Consider the following 18,073-nt stretch of genomic DNA (forward strand, 5'->3'; position numbering starts at 1 on the left):
ACTGCCAGCCGGTGATGCCGCAGGGTTATCCCGGCCGATAACGCGGCGGCATGACCGCCGGGGACTATCCACGCCTTGCCGGGGAGGAGATCGTCGAGGCATGCTGCCCTTCCCGGCGCTGTTCGCGCTGACGACGACGGTCTTCCTCGGTTGCCTCACCGAAGTGCTGCCCGCCGGGCTGCTGCTGGGCATGTCCGCGGATCTGGGCGTTTCCCCGTCGGCCACGGGGCAGCTGGTGACGGTCTACGCGATCACGACCGCGCTCACCGCCATCCCGCTCACCAGCGCGACCCTGCGGGTGCCGCGCAAACGCTTGCTCCTCGCGCTGATCGCCGGTTTCCTGGTCACCAACCTGGTGATCGCGGTGTCTTCGTCGTACCCGCTGATCCTGGCGACTCGGGTCGTTTCCGGGGCGCTGACCGGGGTGATGTGGTCGCTCGTCGCCGGATACGCGATGCGCCTCGCGCCGCCGGGACTCACCGGGCGCGCGCTGGCCATCGCCATGTCCGGCACCCCGATCGGCTTCGCGCTCGGCGTCCCCGCCGGGACCGCGCTCGGCGAACTGGCGGGCTGGCGCTGGGCGTTCGCCGTGATGGCGCTGATCACCGTGCCGCTGCTGGTCTGGGTGCTCGTCGCGGTGCCCGCCGTACCGGCGGACCCGGCGGGGCACACCCGGCCGCTCGCCGCGTCACGGTTGCCCGGGATGCGGCCCGTGCTGGCGACGGTGGCCCTGTTCTCGTTGGGGCACAACGTGGCCTACACCTACATCGGCCCGGTCCTCGCAGGGCTGGACGCGGCGACGATGCTGGGCGCGGCGCTGCTGGTGTTCGGCTGCGCCGCCGTCGGCGGGCTGGTGGCGGTCGGCTCCGCGCTCGACCGGCATCCTCGCGCGGTCCTGGTGTCCTGCACCGCCATGACGGCCGCCGCGATCGTCATGATCGGACTCAGTGACGGCATCCACGGTCTGGTGCTGGCCGCCGCCGCGTCGTGGGGCCTGGCGTTCGGCGGCGCGCCCACCGCGTTCCAGGCCGTCACCGCGCTGATCGCGGGCCCCACCGCCGACGCCGCCCAGTCGCTCACGATCGCGGCCTGGAACGGCGCCGTCGCCGGTGGCGCCCTCCTCGGCGGCTTGCTGCTGCCGCTGGGAACTTCCCTGCTCCCTTGGTGCGCCGCCCTTGTGGTCCTCTCGCCGTTGCTGTTCAGCCGGCGAGTCGTGCTTTCAGCGCCCGCGGATCAGTGCCCGACCGGACGATGAGCGGCCAGACGTCGGAGCCGAGGAACCCGGTCTCGTCGGTCGCCATGGTCGCGCCGCAGGCGTCGCGCTCCAGCCCGTTCCGGGCCGCCAGCGCGGCGACGGCGTCCTTTGTGGACTGCCCGAACACGCCGTCGACGGGGACGGCGAAACCGCGTCCCCGCAGGAGTTCCTGGGCCACTCGCACTCGCGGCCCGGCGTCGCCGGGCTTGAGCAGCGGCCACTCCGGCAGATCGGCCTTCGGGGACGCGGAGCCCAGCAGCTTCCCGACCGCGGTGCGCAGTTCCGGAAGCCGGTCGTACAGCACGGTTCCCGGGCATTCGGTCGAGTTGAAGTCCCGGTGTCCCTTGATGAACTCCGGCGAGATCCCGTACTGCGAAGCGATGTACGCGACCATCTTCACCAGCGAGTCCCAGAGCGCGGGCGTGACGTCTTCCTTGCTGTAGAGGCCCTCGTTCTCGATCCCGATGCAGGTGCTGTTGTTGTTGCCCACGTTGGCGCCCAGCACGTGCTGGGTCCCGCCACGCAGGATCTCCAGGCTGCGATGCCGCCCTTCGGTGATGTGCCCGCCGCGGCTGTTCGTGAACTGCTGGCCGCTGTCCACCCAGCCCCGGGTGTCCATGTGGAAATTCTGGATCGAGCGCGACGCCCAGTAGGCGTGTTCGAGCGTGTAGTCGGTGACGTTGCCGGGATCCACCGTGTGGTGCACGACGATGTACGTCGGTTTGTGGTTCTGTACCTCGATCGCCCCGTTCGGCGGCCGGGCACCCCAGGCCGCCGTGTCGTGGATCGTCGGTTCCTGTACTGCCCCAGTCGCCGCGGCTGCGGCGGAAATTGTCGTCGTCCCCAGTAGCCCGACGGCGCTTACCGTCAGGCCGCCCTTGAGCGCGGTACGTCGGTCGAAGTCGGCCACGGGCGTAACTCCCATCATGCGCGTTGGCCGGAAAACTAACCCGCCATCGCGCCGATGACAACCATTGACCAACTTTTGTCGTAATGCGTTAGTGTTCGCCAGGGAGTGCGAACAGGCCGTCCCGGGTCTGTTCGAGCAAGCCGTCGACCAGCAGGGAGTCGAGGCACCGGTCGCGCTGCCCGGATTCGTGCCAGACGAGGTCGAGCCGCGCCTTCTCGACGGGGCCTTCGCTGCCGCGCAGGACGTCGAGCAGCAGCCCGCGCACCTGGCGATCGGTCCCGGCGAACTTCTGGACCTGTTTCGCGGGACCGGCGTAGGCGGGTTTGCCCGCGTGCTGCCAGGCGCAGTCTTCGTAGATCGGGCAATCCGCGCAGCGCGGCGAGCGGGCGGTGCAGACGAGCGCGCCGAGTTCCATCAGCGCGGCCGAGAGTTTCGCGGCGGGGGCGTCCTCGGGCGGCAGCAGCGCCTCGACGTCGGCCATGTCGCGGGTGTTCGACGGCGGCCCGGCGTCACCCGCGCCGTGCACCGCCCTGGCGACCACGCGCCGGACGTTCGTGTCCACCACCGGCGCCCGCTTGCCGTAGGCGAAGGCCGCGACCGCCCGCGCGGTGTACGCGCCGATCCCCGGCAGCGCGAGCAGAGTGTCCACATCGGACGGTACGACGTCGTCGTGCTTCTCGGCGATGACGGCCGCCGCGGCGTGCAGCCGCAACGCGCGTCGCGGATAGCCGAGCTTGCCCCAGGCGCGCACGACCTCGCCCTGCGAGGACGCCGCCAGCGCCGACGGCACCGGCCAGCGCGCCATCCATTCCAGCCAGATCGGCTGGACACGCGCGACCGGCGTCTGCTGCAACATGATCTCGCTGACCAGCACGCCCCAGGCGGTGCACTCCGGCTCACGCCAGGGCAGGTCGCGCCCGACTTCGTCGAACCATCCGGTCAGCACATCCGCGTCGACGCCCACCCGTCACACTCTAAAAGGCCTGGCTTTCCCAGCCCTCAACGCGTCTCCCCAAGGGCGCTCGCGCCCGACGGAGACTTCACCCGACCTCAGACAACTGCCCCGTCTTCACGTCGTAGACGAAGCCGCGCACGTTGTCGGTGTGCGGCAGGAAATCACTGCGGCGGACCCGCTGCACCGACCGGCGCACGCTGTCCTCGACCTCGCGGAAAGCCTCGACGGCCCACGTCGGACGCAGTCCGGTGGCCTCTTCGAGTTCGTCCTTGAAGTCGTCCTCGGTCACCATCGAGAGCCCGCATTCGGTGTGCTGGACGATCAGCACCTCACGCGTGCCCAGTTTCCGCTGGCTCAGCGCGAGCGAGCGGATCATGTCGTCGGTGACGACGCCGCCGGCGTTGCGCAGGACATGGGACTCGCCCTGCAGCAGGCCGAAGATCTCGAACACCCGGATCCGAGCGTCCATGCAGGTCAGAACCGCCACCTGGAGTGATGGCCTCGGGGACGAACGGTCACCAGGAGTGACGTCGCCGAGCTCCTGGTTTCGCTTGAGAAGTACGTCTATTGAGGTCACTCGACCATTTGAACGGACCCACCCCGGGAGAGCAACGCTTTACGGGGCACGTCACGGCCCGAACCAGCGCTCCTCGGCCGTCCGGGGCGGGGCGGAGGTGCGGCCGACCCGCAGTTCCGTCTGCAGGGTGATGACCTTCGGCCCGACCCGGTCGGCGGAGCTGAGCAGCAGCTTGCCCGCCGCCTTGCCCTTTTCGAGCACCGGCTGGTGGACCGTGGTGAGCCCGGAGCGTTCGGCCTCGGTGATGCCGTCGAATCCGGTGACCGTCAGATCCTGCGGCACCCGCAGGCCGCGGCGTTCCGCTTCGGCCAGCGCGCCGAGCGCCAGGATGTCCGAAGTGCAGATCACGGCCGTGACCTGCGGATACGCGTCGAGCAGCTGGCGTGCGGCGGACGCGCCGTCGTCCACGGTGTGGTCGAAGCGTTCGACCACCGGCACCGTCGCCCAGTCGACCCCGGCCGCCGAGAAAGCAGCGGCCAGCGCTTCCAGGCGGATCCGCTGGACGTGGAAGTGCGCGGCGCTCTGCCGCTGGATGGAGACGAAGTCGTCGTTGCGCTCGCGGGCCAGCCGCATGCACAGCACGCCGATCTGCCGGTGGCCCAGCGAGATGAGGTGCTCGGCCATGGCGGTGACCGCGGCCGCGTCGTCCGGGCCGACCCGGTCGACACCGTCCACCCGCGGCTGGTCGACGATCACCGTCGGCACCGGGCGTTCCAGGACGGCGCCGAGATGCGGGTCGTCGTCTGGAACCGAGTAGACGACGAAACCGTCGACACCGGCGCGGTGCACGGCCGCGACGTCCTCGCGGCCCGGGCTCGCCGGCACCAGGTGCAGGCCGACGCCCGCGTCCTCGCACGCCAGCGCGAGCCCTTCGAGCACGCCGACGGCGGCCGGGTCGCGGAAAGCGTAGGAGAGGTTTTCGGTGAGCAAAAGACCGACAGCGCCGGCCTTGCGCGTCCGCAGTGATCGCGCCACCGGATCCGGACCCGGGTAACCGAGGCGCCGCGCGGTCTCGAGAACACGGCGGCGCAGCTCAGGGGACAGCTGGTCGGGTCGGTTGTAGGCGTTGGAGACGGTGGTCCTCGACACACCGAGCTCTGCGGCCAACGACGCCAGTGTCGCCTGCCTCCTGGTGCGGATAGGACGGCCCATCCGCAAACCGTAACGGTTCAGAACGTTTTGCAGAAGCATCACCCGACGTGTGGCAGGTCTCGATTCAGAGTGACCCTGGGTACAGCTCGGACCTGGACAGCGGGTTCTGTCAGCCGGATGGGGTACAGTTGAATCTGACAACGGTTTCCATTACCCGGCATCTGGGACACCTGGCCTGGGCATCCGCAGGAGTGCAGTAAATGAATTCCCGCCGTACTAAGAGTGTTTTCGCGGCCGTGTCGGCCCTGGCCGTCCTCGCGCTCGGCGCGACGGCTTGCGCGTCGAGTGATAAGGCGTCCGCGGGCTCCGGTTCGCAGAACGCGTCCGCCGCGGACCCGGGCGGCGAGAAGATCAAGGTCGTCGCCTCGACCGACGTCTGGGGCAGCGTCGTGACCGCGGTCGGCGGCGACAAGGTCGAGGTCACCTCGATCATCCACGACCCCTCGGCCGACCCGCACTCCTACGAGACCACCGCGAGCGACGCCATCGCCGCGAAGAACGCGAAGCTGACGCTGTCCAACGGCGGCGGCTACGACGAGTTCTTCTCGAAGCTCGCCGACCAGGCCACCGGCGCGCAGAAACTGGTCGCCGTCGACATCGCCGCGACCGGCAACGAGAACGAGCACGTCTGGTACAGCCTCCCCGGTGTCGAGAAGATCGCCGACCAGGTCGCCGCGAAGCTCGGCGAGATCCAGCCCGCGTCGAAGGACGCCTTCACCGCCAACGCGACCGCGTTCAAGGGCAAGACCCAGGAACTGCTGACCAAGGTCTCCGGGCTGGGCGCCTCGGGCGGCAAGGTCGTCGCGACCGAGCCCGTCGCGCACTACCTGCTCGAAAGCGCCAAGGTCACCGACGCGACCCCGCCCGCCTTCGCTTCGGCCGTCGAAGCCGAGCAGGACGTGCCCGCCGCCGCGCTCAACCAGGTCAAGCAGCTGATCACCGGCAAGCAGGTCAAGGCGCTGGTCAACAACGCGCAGACCACCACCCCGGTCACCCAGCAGGTCGTCGGCGACGCCAAGACCGCCGGGATCGCCGTCGTCGATGTCACCGAAACACTTCCCCAGGGTGTGACCGACTACATTGCATGGATGACGAAGGCAGTCGACGCGCTGGCGGGAGCGTTGAAGTAGTGAGCTCCGTACCTGCCGAGGCGCGCCCCGCGGTCCGTGTCCGCGGGGCGAGCCTCGCGTTCGGCACCAGGACCCTCTGGTCCGGGCTCGACCTCGACGTCGAGCCCGGTGAGTTCCTCGCGATCCTCGGACCGAACGGCTCCGGGAAGAGCAGCCTGCTCAAGGTGCTGCTCGGCCAGCTTGGACTGCCGGAGGGCACGGTCGAGATCGCGGGGCGGCGCCCCGGCGGGCAGAACCGGCGGATCGGCTACATCCCGCAGCAGCGCGCCCTCGACGAGGGCCTGACGATGCGCGGGGTGGACCTGGTCGGCCTCGGCCTGGACGGGCACCGGTGGGGCACCGGGCTCTTCGGGATCTCGAAACGACGTCAGCTGGTGGCGCGGGCGATCGAGGCCGTCGGCGCCCAGGCGTACGCGAAACAGCCGGTGGGGCGGCTTTCCGGTGGCGAGCAGCAGCGGCTCCGCGTCGCGCAGTCGCTGGTCGGCGACCCCGAGGTGCTGCTCTGCGACGAGCCGCTGCTCTCCCTCGACCTCGCCCACCAGCGCGCGGTCAGCGAGCTGATCGACGAGCGGCGGCGGTCCGCCGACACCGCCGTCCTGTTCGTCACCCACGAGATCAACCCGATCCTGTCCTATGTGGACAGGGTGCTGTATCTGGTGAACGGCCAGTTCCGGATCGGCAAGCCGGACGAGGTGATGAACTCGGAGACGCTGTCCGAGCTCTACGGCACGCGGATCGAGGTGCTCAAGGTCGGCGGGCAGATCCACGTCGCCGGGGCGCAGAGCGCGCTGTGCGAGGACGAACCCCACCACATCGACGAACAGGCCGGATAAACGCCGTGGACAAGATGTTCGACTTCGCCCTGACCGGCGAACTCCTCGGCCTCGACTTCGTCCAGACCGCGCTGCTCGCGGCCGCCGTCCTCGGCCTGGTCGCGGGCGTCCTCGGCCCGCTGGTGGTCATGCGGCGGATGTCGTTCGCCGTGCACGGCACCGCCGAACTGGCCTTCACCGGCGCGGCGGGCGCGCTGCTGCTCGGCGTCGGCGTCGAACTCGGCGGTCTCGCGGGCGCGGTCATCGCCGCCCTGCTGATCGGGATCCTCGGCGGCCGGGAGTCCGAACGCGACTCCGTCATCGGCGTGATCCTCGCCTTCGGGCTCGGCATGGGCGTCCTGCTGCTGTCGTTCTACGAGGGCCGCAGCGCCAACAAGTTCGGCATCCTCGTCGGGCAGATCATCACCATCGACTCGACCAACCTGAACCTGCTCGTCGGCGCCTCGGTCGTCGTCCTGGTGGTGCTCGCGGTGATCTACCGGCCGCTGCTGTTCGCCACGGTCGACCCCTCGGTCGCGGCGGCGCGCGGTGTCCCGGTGCGGCTGCTTTCGCTGATCTTCGCGGTGCTGGTCGGGATTTCGAGCGCGCTCGGCGTGCAGATCGTCGGCGCGCTGCTGGTGGTCTCGCTGATGGTGACCCCGGCCGCGGCGGCCGCGCGGGTCACCGCGAGCCCGTGGAAGGCGACCGTGCTGTCGATCGTGTTCGCGGAGATCGCGGCACTCGGCGGGATCATCCTGTCGCTCGCGCCCGGGAAGCCGGTGAGCGCGTTCGTCACGACGATCTCGTTCGTGATCTACCTGGTCTGCCGTCTCATCGCGTGGCTGCGCGGCCGGAGTTCGCGGGTCCGCGTCGAGCCGACGGCGACCGCGCGGCCCGCCCTGCGCTAGCGGATCGGGTGCTCGGCGAGCGCCTTCTTGACCGCTGCGAGGAAACCGGGGTCGATGAACGCGAGCTGACCGCCCGCCACACTGCGCTCCACGGCTTCGAGGATCACGACGTTCGCGTTCACGAAAGCGTCGACGGCCTCGGCTTGCGACGTCTTCTGGGTGAAGTGCGCCAGCATCGTCAGGTTCGTGAACGCGCCCGAGAGATACCGCGAAGACGCCTTCGTGAACGAGTCGCCGTAGATCAGGACCTTCTCGTCCACGGTCCCGATCAGCGGGCTCGCCGTGCGGTACACCGGCCGGTCGATGTCGCCGTTGGTTTCACCGGCGCGATCGACGATGCCGTCCGGGCGGAGGCTGTAGAGCGTGTTCGTCTTCGTGCCCTGCTTGCTGATCAGCGGAGGCAGGTCGGCGACCGCGTCGTACTGGCCCATGGGCACGCTCACCCAGGTCTGCGTGACACCCGGTTTGATCGCGTTCGCGATGGCGCGCGTCATCACCAGCGCGCCCTCGTCGGACCAGTGCGTGTCGTTCGACGGGTAGATCGGCCGCTGCACCCGGCCCTCGGACGCGCGCAGCTCGGGCCGCAGGTCGATCGCGCGGGCGTCCTTGAGCATCCAGTGCCAGGTGCCCGACTCGGCCGAACGTGAGCAGTCCTTGCCGGGGTAGGTGTCGGGCAGGAACTGCGGGACCATCGTCGACTTGTCCGGCGCGACGACGAACTCGAACCGCCGCCCGGACTGCTCGACCGCTTGTCGCAGCTCGTTGATCTTGTCGATCGTCTCGGGCAGCGGACGGGACGGATCGCATTTCGCGTCGGCGTCGTAGCCGTAGTACAGCCAGCCGTCGCGACCCTGGACGACGCGGCGGTAGCCGGACGCGGCGTTCGGCGTCGGGCCCTGGGTCGGCGCGGTCTTGGACGGCGTGGGCGCCGGCGGCGCGGGGATCGGGCCCGCCTGCTGCTGCGGTGGCGGCTGGTCGAGCGGGGCGCCCTCGCCGAAGACGCCGCGGCTGATCGCGTCGGCGGCGGCGATCGCGCCGGGCCGGAACGACAGCTGGTCGATGGCCCAGGCGGGCATGTCGGTGAAGAAGCCCCAGCCCTTGTCCAGGCCGGGGAAGCTCGCGAGCTTGTGGTTCTCGATCTCGCCCGGCCGCACGCCGAACACCCACAGGAGCGCGGGGGTGGTGAAGAACAGCAGCGCGCTGATCAGCGCGGTCAGCTGCCTGCCACCGTGACGGGGACGGTGCAACGCGTGCTCACGCGGAAGCCACGCCTCGTGGACGGCTGGCAGCTGCTGGGGTTCGGACGCCACCCCTCCACCGTAATCACCCCGTGTCTCCCGCATGTGAGAACGCCTCACTTCCGCGCCCCCGGATCGCGATTAGGGGGCGAAACGCAGGTCCGCGGTCCCGCCCGCCAGATCGCGATTAGGGGGCGAAACGCAGGTCGGCGATCCCGCCGGCCGGATCGCGATTAGGGGGCTAAACGCAGGTCGGCGGTCCGGGTGCGCCCGCCGGCCCGGATCGCGATTAGCCCGCGAAACGCAGGTCGGCGCGCACTTGCGTTTAGCCCCCTAATCGCGATCCGGGGTCAGTGCAGCATGAGGAGGACCTGGAGTTCCCCGACCAGGAAGCCGATGAGCCCGCCGACCGCGATGAGCTTCCACTCGTCCTGCCGGAACGCGGGCCGCAGCAGTCCCTCGAACTCCAGCGGCGTCAGCCCGAGCATCCGCCGCTCGACGATCTTCGCGACGTCCATCGCCTCGGTCAGGTAGCCCTCGGCGTGCCGGATCGTCGGCGGCAGCCGTTCCAGGGCCTTCCGCGCGGCCGCCTGCTTGATCTCCTGCAGCCGCTGCCCGCCGACGGCCATCACGACCATCGGTTTCGCGACGCTCGCCTGCTCGTCGACGGCCTGCGCGACGAGCCGTTCGACCATCGCGTACAGCCGATCCGACCGCGGTCCGCGCAGGACGGCGTCGAGCAGGTTCGGCACGGTCAGGATCTCGTTCGCGATCATCTCGCCGTACTGCCGCGCGACCTCGGCCCGCCGCCGCTGGAACTTGCCCTGCAGGATCACCCGGCCGACCCGCACCGGCTCGCGCGGCACGAAGATCAGCTTGATCGCGAGCCAGTCGGTGAACAGCCCGATGCAGCCGCCGAAGATCGGCAGCACCCACGGCTCCTTCGTCATCGCCCAGACGATCGCCTGCACGACGCCGAGCCCGAAGCCGAAGTAGATCCCCGTGCGCGCGATGAACGCCATCTCCGGCCGCGACGTCTCCCGGATCAGCCGGACGAGCAGCTTCTTGTCCCTGGTGAGCCGCTGCACGGTCATGTGCTGGAAGTCGAGCACCTCGTCGAGGTTCTCGGTCATCTCCGCCATGAACTCGCGCACCAGCCGCGGCGTCGACGCCTGGACCTGCTTGATCAGCAGCTCCTGCGCCATCGTCGGCATGACCTCCCAGAGCCTGGGATGATGCTTTTCGAGCACTTCGCGGGCGACCTCGTCCACGGCCCGCAGCAGCGGCTGCTCGATCTCGCGCGTGATGATCGCCGGGTCGACCCGGCGGAAGACCTCTTTGACGTCCAGCAGGTTCGACGTCAGCAACTCGGTCGCGACGGCGGCCATCCGCCCGCCGTGTTTGGGCACCACGCCCTGCCACCCGAGGAACGGTTTGATCCCGGTGAACTCCAGCGGTTTGAACATCATCTCGATGGCGACGCGTTTGGTGACGTAGCCGATCAGCGCGGCGATGAACGGGATCGCGGCGTACAGCCACCAGTGCCGCGCGAGGTCGTCGAGGACAGCGTCCACACGACCTCCTCGCTCGAACCCCGGGGATGGGAAACCGTATCGGTTGACCGTCAGTGAAGCAGCAGAAGCACCTGAAGTTCACCGACGAGGCCGCCGATCACCGCGCCGACGGCGATCAGCTTCCACTCGTCCTGCCGGAACGCCGGACGCAGCAACTGCTCGAATTCGAGCGGGTTCAGCCGTCGCATTCTGTCCACAATGGTGTTCCGGACGTCGAGCGCGTTGACCGCGTAACCCTCGGCGTGCCGGATCGTCTCCGGGATCCGGGCCGCCGCCTTCGCCGCCGCGGTCTGTTTCATCTCCTGGAACTTCCTGCTCCCGACGGCCAGCGCGACGAACGGCTTCACGACGCTCGCCTGCGCGTCGATGGTCCGCTGCACCTCGCGGGTGATCATCGTGAACAGCTTGTCCGATTTCGGCCCGCTCAACACGGCCTCTAGGAGGTTCGGGATGGTGATGATCTCGCGCGCGATCATGTCGCCGTAGTCGGCGGCGACCTGGTCCTTGCGTTTCTGGAACACGCCTTGCCAGGTGTAGAAGCCGAAGAACCGTTTCGGCTCGCGCGGCAGGAAGATCATCTTCAGGGCGATCCAGTCGGTGAACCAGCCGATGCCGATACCGAACAGCGGCAGCACGATCGGTGACTTCGTCAGCGCCCACACGAGCAGCTGCACGCAGCCGAGCGAGAATCCGAACACGATTCCCGACCGCGCGATGAACCGCATCTCCGGTCGCGAGATGTCGCGGATCAGCCGGTTCAGCAAGGCTTTGTCGCGTACGAGGTTCGTCACGACCATGTGCTTGAGGTCGAGGACGTCCTCGATGTTCTCCGCGATCTCGCCCATGATCTTCGTGATCGCACGCGGCGCCTCGGCCTGCACTCGTTTGAGCAGCAGCTGCTGGGCGGTGTTCGGCAGCACTTCCCACAACCGGGGCTGGTACTGCTCCATCACCTCGCGGGTGACGTCCTCGACGATCCGCAGCAGCGGCTGCTCGATCTCCTTCGCGACCTGCGCCGGGTCGAGCCTGGCGAAGATCTCTTTCGGGTCGACGAGGTTGTTCGTCAGCATTTCGGTGGCGGTGGCCGCCATCCGCTCGGCGTTCGCCGGCAGCACTCCCTGCCAGCCGAGGAACGGTTTGATCCCGACGAATTCCACCGGTTTGAACATCATCTCGATGGCGACGCGTTTGGTGACGTAGCCGATCAGCGCGGCGATGAACGGCATGGTGACGTACACCGGCCAGTGCTCGCCGAGGTCGGCGATGACGGCGTCCACTCGCAGCCCCTCCCGCGTCTCGCTTGAGGGGAACCTAGTCGGCCGTCCTCAATGGAGGAGGAGCAGGACCTGAAGTTCACCCACGAGCCCGCCGATCACCGCGCCGACCGCGATCAGCTTCCATTCGTCCTGCTGGAAGGCGGGACGCAGGATCCCCTCGAACTCGAGCGGGGTCAGTTGCTGCATCTTCGTGACGATGGTGTTGCGGACGTCGAGCGCGTCAGTGGCGTAGCTCTCCACGTGTTTCACCGTTTCGGGGAGGTAGGCGATCGCCTTCTCCGCCGCGGCCTTCTTCATCTCCTGGTACTGCACGCCGCCGACGGTCAGCGCCACCAACGGTTTCGCGATGCTCGCCTGCGCGTCGATGGTCCGCTGCACCTCGCGGGTGATCATCGCGAACAGCTTGTCCGACTTCGGTCCGGTGAGGACGGCCTCCATCACGTTCCGGACGGTGAGGACCTCGTCCGCGATCAGCGCGCCGTAGTCCTTGGCGACCGCCTGGCGGCGCTTCTGGAACATGCCCTGCCAGCTGAAGAACAGGAACCGGCGCGGCTCACGAGGGTAGAAGATCATCTTCAGGGCCAGCCAGTCCGTGACGAACCCCGTGACGAAACCGAAGATCGGCATGATCAACGGCTGCTTCGTCAGCGCCCACGCGACGAACTGGACGAGACCGATCACGAACCCGAACCAGATGCCGGACCGGGCGATGAACCGGAGCTCCGGGGTCGCGACCTCCTTGATCAGGCGGCAGGTCAGTGATTTGTCCCGGACCATCGCGTTGATCAGCATCCCGTTGACGTCGAGGACCTCGTCGATGTTCGTCGACACCTCGCGCATCAGCCGCGCGACGACCTTCGGGGCCTGCGCGCGGACCTGGTCGACCAGCATCCGCTGCGCCCGCGTCGGCAGCAGCTCCCACAACCGGGGCTGGTACTGCTCCATCACCTCGCGGGTGACGTCCTCGACGGCTTTGAGGAGTGGCTCCTCCAGTTCCTTGACCACTTCGTCGGGATCCAGCCGGGAGAAGATCTCCTGCGGATCGACGAGGTTCTTGGTCAGCAGGTCGACGGCGGTGGTCGCCATCCGGCGAGAGTTGGCCGGGATGACCCCCTGCCAGCCGAGGAACGGTTTGATCCCGACGAACTCCAGCGGCCGGAACATCATCTCGATGGCCACGCGTTTCGTGATGTAGCCGATGAGCGCGGCGATGAAAGGCATCGTGGCGTAGACGTGCCAGTGCTCGCGGATGTCTTCGAGGATCGCCGAGATGTCCAACCGGGCCTCCTCTGCTTACGACCTGTCAACAATGCAGGATGCCATGTGACCTGCCCACCGCACGCCGAGTGCAGCCGTTTGGCGGTACTGCCTGACGGGTCCAAGCTCATTAAGGTGTCCGCCATGGTCGCTCCTGAGAAGACGGCGCCTCAGGCGCCCTCAGCGAAATCGTCCCAGTTCGCGGTCGCTGTCCGCGGTTACGACAAGCGTCAGGTCGACGAGCGTCTCGTCGAGCTGGCGGCCGAACTCAAGCAGACCTCGCGCAACCGCGACGAGGCCGTGGCGACCGCCGGTGAACTCACCAAGGCGCTCGGCCACGCCCAGAAGGAACTGGACGAGACCAAGGCCGCCCTCGTACGGATGAGCTCCAGCCCGTCCGGCGCCGGCGCGATGGCCGAACGCGTCCGCATGATGATGCAGCTCGCCGAGGAGGAGATCGCCGACCTCAAGGCCGCCGCGGAGGCCGACGCCAAGTCGACCCGGACCGAGGCGGACAAGTACGCCCACGAGACGCAGCGCGCGATCGAGAAAGCGGCCAAGGACGCGCAGACCGAGCGGGAGAAACTGCTCGCGGACGCCAAGGCCGAGATCGAACGGCTGAATTCCGAGGCGGCGCAGAAGCGTAAGGAAATGGACCTGGAAAGCGTCCGGACCCGCGCCGCCGCGGACAAGAAGGCCGAGGAGGCTTCGGCCGCCCGTCGCTCGGAAGCGGAGAAGGCGTCCGCGGACAAGATCGCGGAAGCCGACCGGGTGTCGGCGGAAAAGCGCACCGAAGCGGAGCGGATCTCGGCGGAGAAGATCGCCAAGTCGGAGAAGTCTTCGGCGGAGGACATCGCCGCGAAGCAGGAGCAGGTCGCGGAGGCTCTCACCGACGCGAAGACCCAGCAGGCCGAGGCTCAGCAGGCCCGGAAGCTCGCGCTGGAACTCCGGTCGAAGGTCGCCGCTCGGCTTTCCGCCACGGACGTCGCCGTCCAGGAGGCCATCCGGTTGCTGGCTCCTGCACCCGACGCCGCCACGGACGCTGCTCCGGACGCCGGGGCGGCCAAGCCAGAAGCGGCCGCGCCGAAGCCTGCACCTACCAAGTCCAATGGCCCACGCCCTTCCTGATCCCTCAGCCGTGTTCTCTCAACGCCGGACAACGGCGAACAGCTCGTCGTCGATCCAGCCCCTGGTGTGCAGTTCGGTGCAGAACCGCAGGTAGGACTCGGTGAGCGCGGTACTTTCGCGCTCGTCGGGTTCGACCAGCGTTCCCTTGCCGAGCCCTTCGGACGCTTCGGTGAGCCCGCCCGGCAGGATCCCGGCCGCGGCGAGCAGCGCGGCGCCGTAACCCGTCTCGGCCTGCGGTGACACCCGCAGGCCGAGACCGGTGACGGTCGCCCTGATCCGCGTCCACAAAGGACTCTTGCTGCCGCCGCCCGCCGCCAGCAATGGTTCGGTGATCGTGACACCGAGCCGGCGCAGATGGTCCAGAGCCAGCCGTTCGAGGAAGGCGACCCCCTCCAGCCTGGCCCGGTGCAGCTCCACCTCGTCGGCTTCGCCGGACACGAAGCCCTCGGCGTCCGCGCCGGCGAACGGGAAGCGTTCGCCCTTGCGCCGCAACGGATACGCGATCACCTTGGCCGGGCCCAGCGCGGCCGCCGCCGCGTCGAGTCCGGCAAGGTTCCGCTGCCCGGCGACGGCCTCGCCGCCGGTGTTCGACGCGCCACCGGGCAGCCACCAGCCGTCCGGATGGCGGTGGCTGTACATCGCCCCTGTCGGATCCGGCACCAGTTCTTCGGTGACCCCCTTGAGCACGTACGTCGTGCCGAGAATCCCGACGAAACTCCCGGGGGTGACCGCCCCGGCCGCGAGCTGACCCGCGCAGCCGTCGGTCATCCCGGCCACGACCGCGCAGCCCGCCGGGAGTCCGGCGATCGGTTCGGCGACCGTGCCGAGCACAGTGGCCGGCGCGACCACCGGCGGAAGCAGGCCCTCTGGCACGGCCAAGGCCTCGAAGACCTCGTGCGACCACTCGCGGGCGAGCGGGTCGTAGCCGCTCTTCAAGGCATGCGACCAGTCGCTCGCCACCGGTCCGCCGGTGAGCTTCGCGGCGATCAGATCGGGTGTGTGCCGGACCCCGGCGACGCCGGGGACGTGTTCGGACAGCCAGGCGATCCGGCCCAGCGCGGCCGTGGCGGACACACCGAAACCGAGTCGCCGCCAGCGATCCTCGCCGAGCTCGGTGGCCTTGCGGTTGAGCTCGGCGCCGCGCCTGTCGTCGTACATCAGCGCGGGCGTGACCGGCTCACCCGAGGTGCCGACCCCGACGATCGTCCCCGACGTCGCTGCGACGGCCACCGCGGCGACCTCGCCGCCCCTGCCCGGCAGCTCGCCGGTGACCTTCGCCAGCACCGTCTCCACCGCGGGCCACCAGGACCGGGCGTCCTGCTCGCTGTGCCCGCGCTCGTCGCGGACCGGCGCGGGCAGCGGCCCGGCGGCTGAAGCGAGGACGGTGCCGCCGCGCACCGCGAGGGCGCGGACCCCCGCGGTGGCGACGTCGATGCCGATCGTGACGGGTTGGTTCACGTGGTGACGACCTTCCCTCCGACTTCCTGCAGGCTCTTGTCCTCTTCGATCGCCTTCGCCGTCTCTTCGGGCAGCTTCAGGTAGCGCACCATGACCGCGGCGACCAGGTACAGCGCGGCGAAGACGATCACCACTCCGGCCGCGCCCAGCGGGCCGAGGAACACGCTGACGATCGCCGGCCCGACGAACGCCGCCGCGCCCGCGCCCAGGTTCAGCAGGGCCATCGCGCCGCCCTTGTTCTCCGGTGCGAGCGAGGGGAGCAGCGCCGAGATCGGCACGAACCCGGCGAGGGTGGCGCCGTACAGCGCGCCGACGAGCAGGGCGAGCCAGTAGTACTCCGCGCCCATCGCGATCGGGACGAAGTAGAGCAGCAGGATCGAGATCGCGCAGCCGATCGCGCCGAACCAGAAGATCGTGGTGCGCCAGCCGATCCGGTCGCTCAGCACGCCGAAGATCAGGTTGAAGAAGATGTTCGTGCCGTAGATGACCGAGACCAGCAGCAGCCAGCGGCTCTCCCCGAACCCGATGCCCTCGATGAAGATCGTCGGGAAGAACACGAGCATGCCGAACTCCGGCGCGGTGTTGATGACGCGGACGAGCATCCCGACGCCGACGCGGGGTTTCTTCCACGCGATCGACACGCTGGAAACCAGGCTCTGCACCGGTTTCACGTCCGGCGGCGCGAGCCGGGTGTACCCCGTCCGCTGCCGGACCCCGAAGATCGCCAGCAACCCGCCGAGCGCGAGCAGTGCCACCGACACCCAGAGCGTGCCGTACTGGCCCAGCACCGGGTTCGTGAAGCTCGCGACCAGCGCGCCCAGCGTCGGCAGGCCGCCGGTGAAGGCGAAGTAGAACCAGCCCACGGCCGCGCCCAGCCTGGCGACCGGCGCCACCGCGGTGATCCAGACCAGGAACCCGAACGCGAACATCGGATAGCCGAACCCGCGGAGGCCGTAGAACACCAGCATCAGCGCGTAGTTCTCACCGGAGACCGCGACCGCGAGGAACAGCACGTCGAACACCAGCCAGATGGCCAGGCCGATCATCATCACGCGACGCGGCCCCCAAAGGTCCGACAACGCGCCCGACAGCCACGACGCCAGCATCACGGCGACGCCGTACACCGTGATCACATACGAGGCCTTGATCTCGGTGCCCGCTCCGTTGTCCGCCATGAACGGCGCGATGAAGCCCGACTCGACCCCGTCGCCGATCATGAACAGCAGCAGCCCGGCGTAGCCGAGGAACAGCGGGGCGGGCAGGCCCCAGCGGTTCAGCACGCGGGCGAAGCCGCCCCTGGATCGCGATAACGGCGGTGTTACCTGGTTCATGCACGCCTCCATGACGTCGTGTTCAGCGTATCATGGATCGTGTTAACTTAACTTTCAAGATGTTACATCGGTGGATTTTCGTGTTAGCCTCGCGCGCCCGGGCCGGGCGAAGGGGACTTTCCCCTCATTGCACGAGTGGAAAGTCCCCTTCACTCCGGGTCTTGAGGTCCTCGTGGGTGTGGAGGCTCGAAGGTGTTGCGAAGGTGGCTTTCACAACGTTGAAGGTTGTGAAAGCCACCTTCGCAACGCGTTTCGGCAGGACCGCGTGCCTGGCGAGCTGTGATTCAGGTACTTCGGCGAGAGGTCGGCTCACCCCTCAGAGCTCCGCGACGTCCACTTCCACCTGGCTCCGCATCTCCTCGGCCAGGTGGTCTTCGACGCCGTCGTCGACGATCAGCACGTCGAAATCGCTCAGCGGCGCCAGCCGGTGCAGCGCGGCGCGTTCGGTCTTGCTGTGGTCCATCAGCAGCACCTTCGTCCGGGCGCTGGCCAGCATCGCGCGCTTCAGCATCACGATCTCCGGCTCCTGGTGGAAGGTCATCCGCGTGTTCATCGCGGAGGTCGAAACGAAGGTCGCGTCGACGTTGATCCGTTCGATCGCTTCGAGGCTCTGCATGCCGAGGAACGAGTCGTGGGTCGCCGAGTAGTCGCCGCCGATGCAGATGAGCCGCAGGTCGGGAACGCCTTTGAGGAGTTCGATGGCGCCGAGGTAGTTCGTCGCGACGGTCAGCGGCGTGACGCGGTGCAGCATTTTCGCCAGCGCGAGCGCGCTCGTCGAGTCGTCGAGCAGGATCGACATCCCCGGTTCGACGCGGGCGAGCGCGTGCGCGGCGATCGCCGCCTTCTCCTCCGAATGCACGTTCATCCGGTAGTCGGCGTTGCTTTCGAACACCGTCGACGGCATGGCGGACACGCCGCCCCGGTACTTCCGCAGCAGGCCCTGCCTGGCCAGTTCGTCGACGTCCCGGTGCACGGTCATGGTGCTGACGCCGGTGAGTTCCACCAGGTCGGAGATGGTGGCGGAGCCGGACGCGAAGACGTGTTCGGTGATCTGCCGCTGCCGCGTGTTACGAGAGTGTGCGCTCGCACCGGCCGTCTTCTCATCGCTCAT

The 18,073-nt window shown here is 68.7% G+C and carries 16 protein-coding genes; 5 read left to right on the top strand and 11 right to left on the bottom strand.

Annotation, left to right across the window (positions count from 1 at the left end; translation table 11 throughout):
• Window positions 1–100 precede the first annotated feature (100 nt).
• Window positions 101–1,255 carry an MFS transporter gene (locus tag IE302_RS24050; protein ID WP_191256724.1) on the top strand — a complete coding sequence of 385 codons (1,155 nt, stop codon included), beginning with the start codon at window positions 101–103 and terminating at the stop codon, window positions 1,253–1,255.
• Here the strand turns inward: IE302_RS24050 and IE302_RS24055 are convergent.
• The 4 genes from IE302_RS24055 to IE302_RS24070 all read right to left on the bottom strand — a co-directional run bounded on the left by IE302_RS24055 (window position 1,200) and on the right by IE302_RS24070 (window position 4,849).
• On the bottom strand, window positions 1,200–2,165 hold the full coding sequence (locus IE302_RS24055) for a peptidoglycan recognition protein family protein (protein WP_191256725.1): 966 nt from the start codon (window positions 2,163–2,165) through the stop codon (window positions 1,200–1,202). The two genes, IE302_RS24050 and IE302_RS24055, sit on opposite strands and share 56 nt — an antisense overlap.
• Window positions 2,166–2,253: 88 nt before the next feature.
• Window positions 2,254–3,129, bottom strand: coding sequence for an iron-sulfur binding domain-containing protein (locus tag IE302_RS24060; RefSeq protein WP_191256726.1), 876 nt, complete (start codon window positions 3,127–3,129; stop codon window positions 2,254–2,256).
• A 76-nt stretch (window positions 3,130–3,205) separates the two neighbouring features.
• A complete protein-coding gene (locus IE302_RS24065) occupies window positions 3,206–3,697 on the bottom strand; it encodes a beta-class carbonic anhydrase (RefSeq protein WP_191256727.1) in 492 nt (163 codons plus the stop codon).
• 51 nt (window positions 3,698–3,748) lie between these two features.
• Window positions 3,749–4,849, bottom strand: coding sequence for a LacI family DNA-binding transcriptional regulator (locus IE302_RS24070; RefSeq protein WP_005165317.1), 1,101 nt, complete (start codon window positions 4,847–4,849; stop codon window positions 3,749–3,751).
• Window positions 4,850–5,049: 200 nt separating this feature from the next.
• Between IE302_RS24070 and IE302_RS24075 the strand changes: the two genes are divergently transcribed.
• From IE302_RS24075 to IE302_RS24085, 3 genes are read left to right on the top strand one after another with little or no spacing between them, the layout of a single operon-like run.
• Complete coding sequence (locus IE302_RS24075; protein ID WP_191256728.1) at window positions 5,050–5,979, top strand: metal ABC transporter solute-binding protein, Zn/Mn family; 930 nt, start codon at window positions 5,050–5,052, stop codon at window positions 5,977–5,979.
• Complete coding sequence (locus tag IE302_RS24080; protein ID WP_191256729.1) at window positions 5,979–6,812, top strand: metal ABC transporter ATP-binding protein; 834 nt, start codon at window positions 5,979–5,981, stop codon at window positions 6,810–6,812. Before IE302_RS24075 ends, IE302_RS24080 begins: the two co-directional genes overlap by 1 nt.
• A gap of 5 nt (window positions 6,813–6,817) precedes the next feature.
• Window positions 6,818–7,699: a metal ABC transporter permease gene (locus IE302_RS24085; protein ID WP_191256730.1), complete on the top strand. Its 882-nt coding sequence runs from the start codon at window positions 6,818–6,820 to the stop codon at window positions 7,697–7,699.
• Here the strand turns inward: IE302_RS24085 and IE302_RS24090 are convergent.
• The 4 genes from IE302_RS24090 to IE302_RS24105 form a co-directional block, all read right to left on the bottom strand.
• A complete protein-coding gene (locus IE302_RS24090) occupies window positions 7,696–9,009 on the bottom strand; it encodes an alginate O-acetyltransferase AlgX-related protein (protein ID WP_191256731.1) in 1,314 nt (437 codons plus the stop codon). The two genes, IE302_RS24085 and IE302_RS24090, sit on opposite strands and share 4 nt — an antisense overlap.
• A gap of 278 nt (window positions 9,010–9,287) precedes the next feature.
• Entirely contained in the window at window positions 9,288–10,511 is a 1,224-nt protein-coding gene (locus tag IE302_RS24095; RefSeq protein ID WP_191256732.1) for a DUF445 domain-containing protein, read from the bottom strand.
• A gap of 50 nt (window positions 10,512–10,561) precedes the next feature.
• On the bottom strand, window positions 10,562–11,788 hold the full coding sequence (locus IE302_RS24100; protein WP_373308016.1) for a DUF445 domain-containing protein: 1,227 nt from the start codon (window positions 11,786–11,788) through the stop codon (window positions 10,562–10,564).
• 48 nt (window positions 11,789–11,836) lie between these two features.
• Complete coding sequence (locus IE302_RS24105) at window positions 11,837–13,066, bottom strand: DUF445 family protein (protein ID WP_191256733.1); 1,230 nt, start codon at window positions 13,064–13,066, stop codon at window positions 11,837–11,839.
• Between the two features lie 123 nt (window positions 13,067–13,189).
• On the opposite strand from IE302_RS24105, the gene IE302_RS24110 reads away from it, so the two are divergent.
• Complete coding sequence (locus tag IE302_RS24110; protein ID WP_191256734.1) at window positions 13,190–14,173, top strand: coiled-coil domain-containing protein; 984 nt, start codon at window positions 13,190–13,192, stop codon at window positions 14,171–14,173.
• 18 nt (window positions 14,174–14,191) lie between these two features.
• Here the strand turns inward: IE302_RS24110 and IE302_RS24115 are convergent, their stop codons facing one another.
• The 3 genes from IE302_RS24115 to IE302_RS24125 form a co-directional block, all read right to left on the bottom strand.
• Window positions 14,192–15,631, bottom strand: a complete 1,440-nt coding sequence (locus tag IE302_RS24115) for an FGGY-family carbohydrate kinase (RefSeq protein WP_191256735.1) — start codon at window positions 15,629–15,631, stop codon at window positions 14,192–14,194.
• Window positions 15,628–16,962, bottom strand: coding sequence for an MFS transporter (locus IE302_RS24120; RefSeq protein ID WP_191256736.1), 1,335 nt, complete (start codon window positions 16,960–16,962; stop codon window positions 15,628–15,630). The genes IE302_RS24115 and IE302_RS24120 overlap by 4 nt, the downstream gene beginning before the upstream one ends.
• Window positions 16,963–17,278: 316 nt before the next feature.
• A complete protein-coding gene (locus IE302_RS24125; RefSeq protein ID WP_191256737.1) occupies window positions 17,279–18,073 on the bottom strand; it encodes a DeoR/GlpR family DNA-binding transcription regulator in 795 nt (264 codons plus the stop codon).

It is taken from the genome of Amycolatopsis oliviviridis (assembly GCF_014654365.1).
Lineage (GTDB): Bacteria > Actinomycetota > Actinomycetes > Mycobacteriales > Pseudonocardiaceae > Amycolatopsis > Amycolatopsis oliviviridis.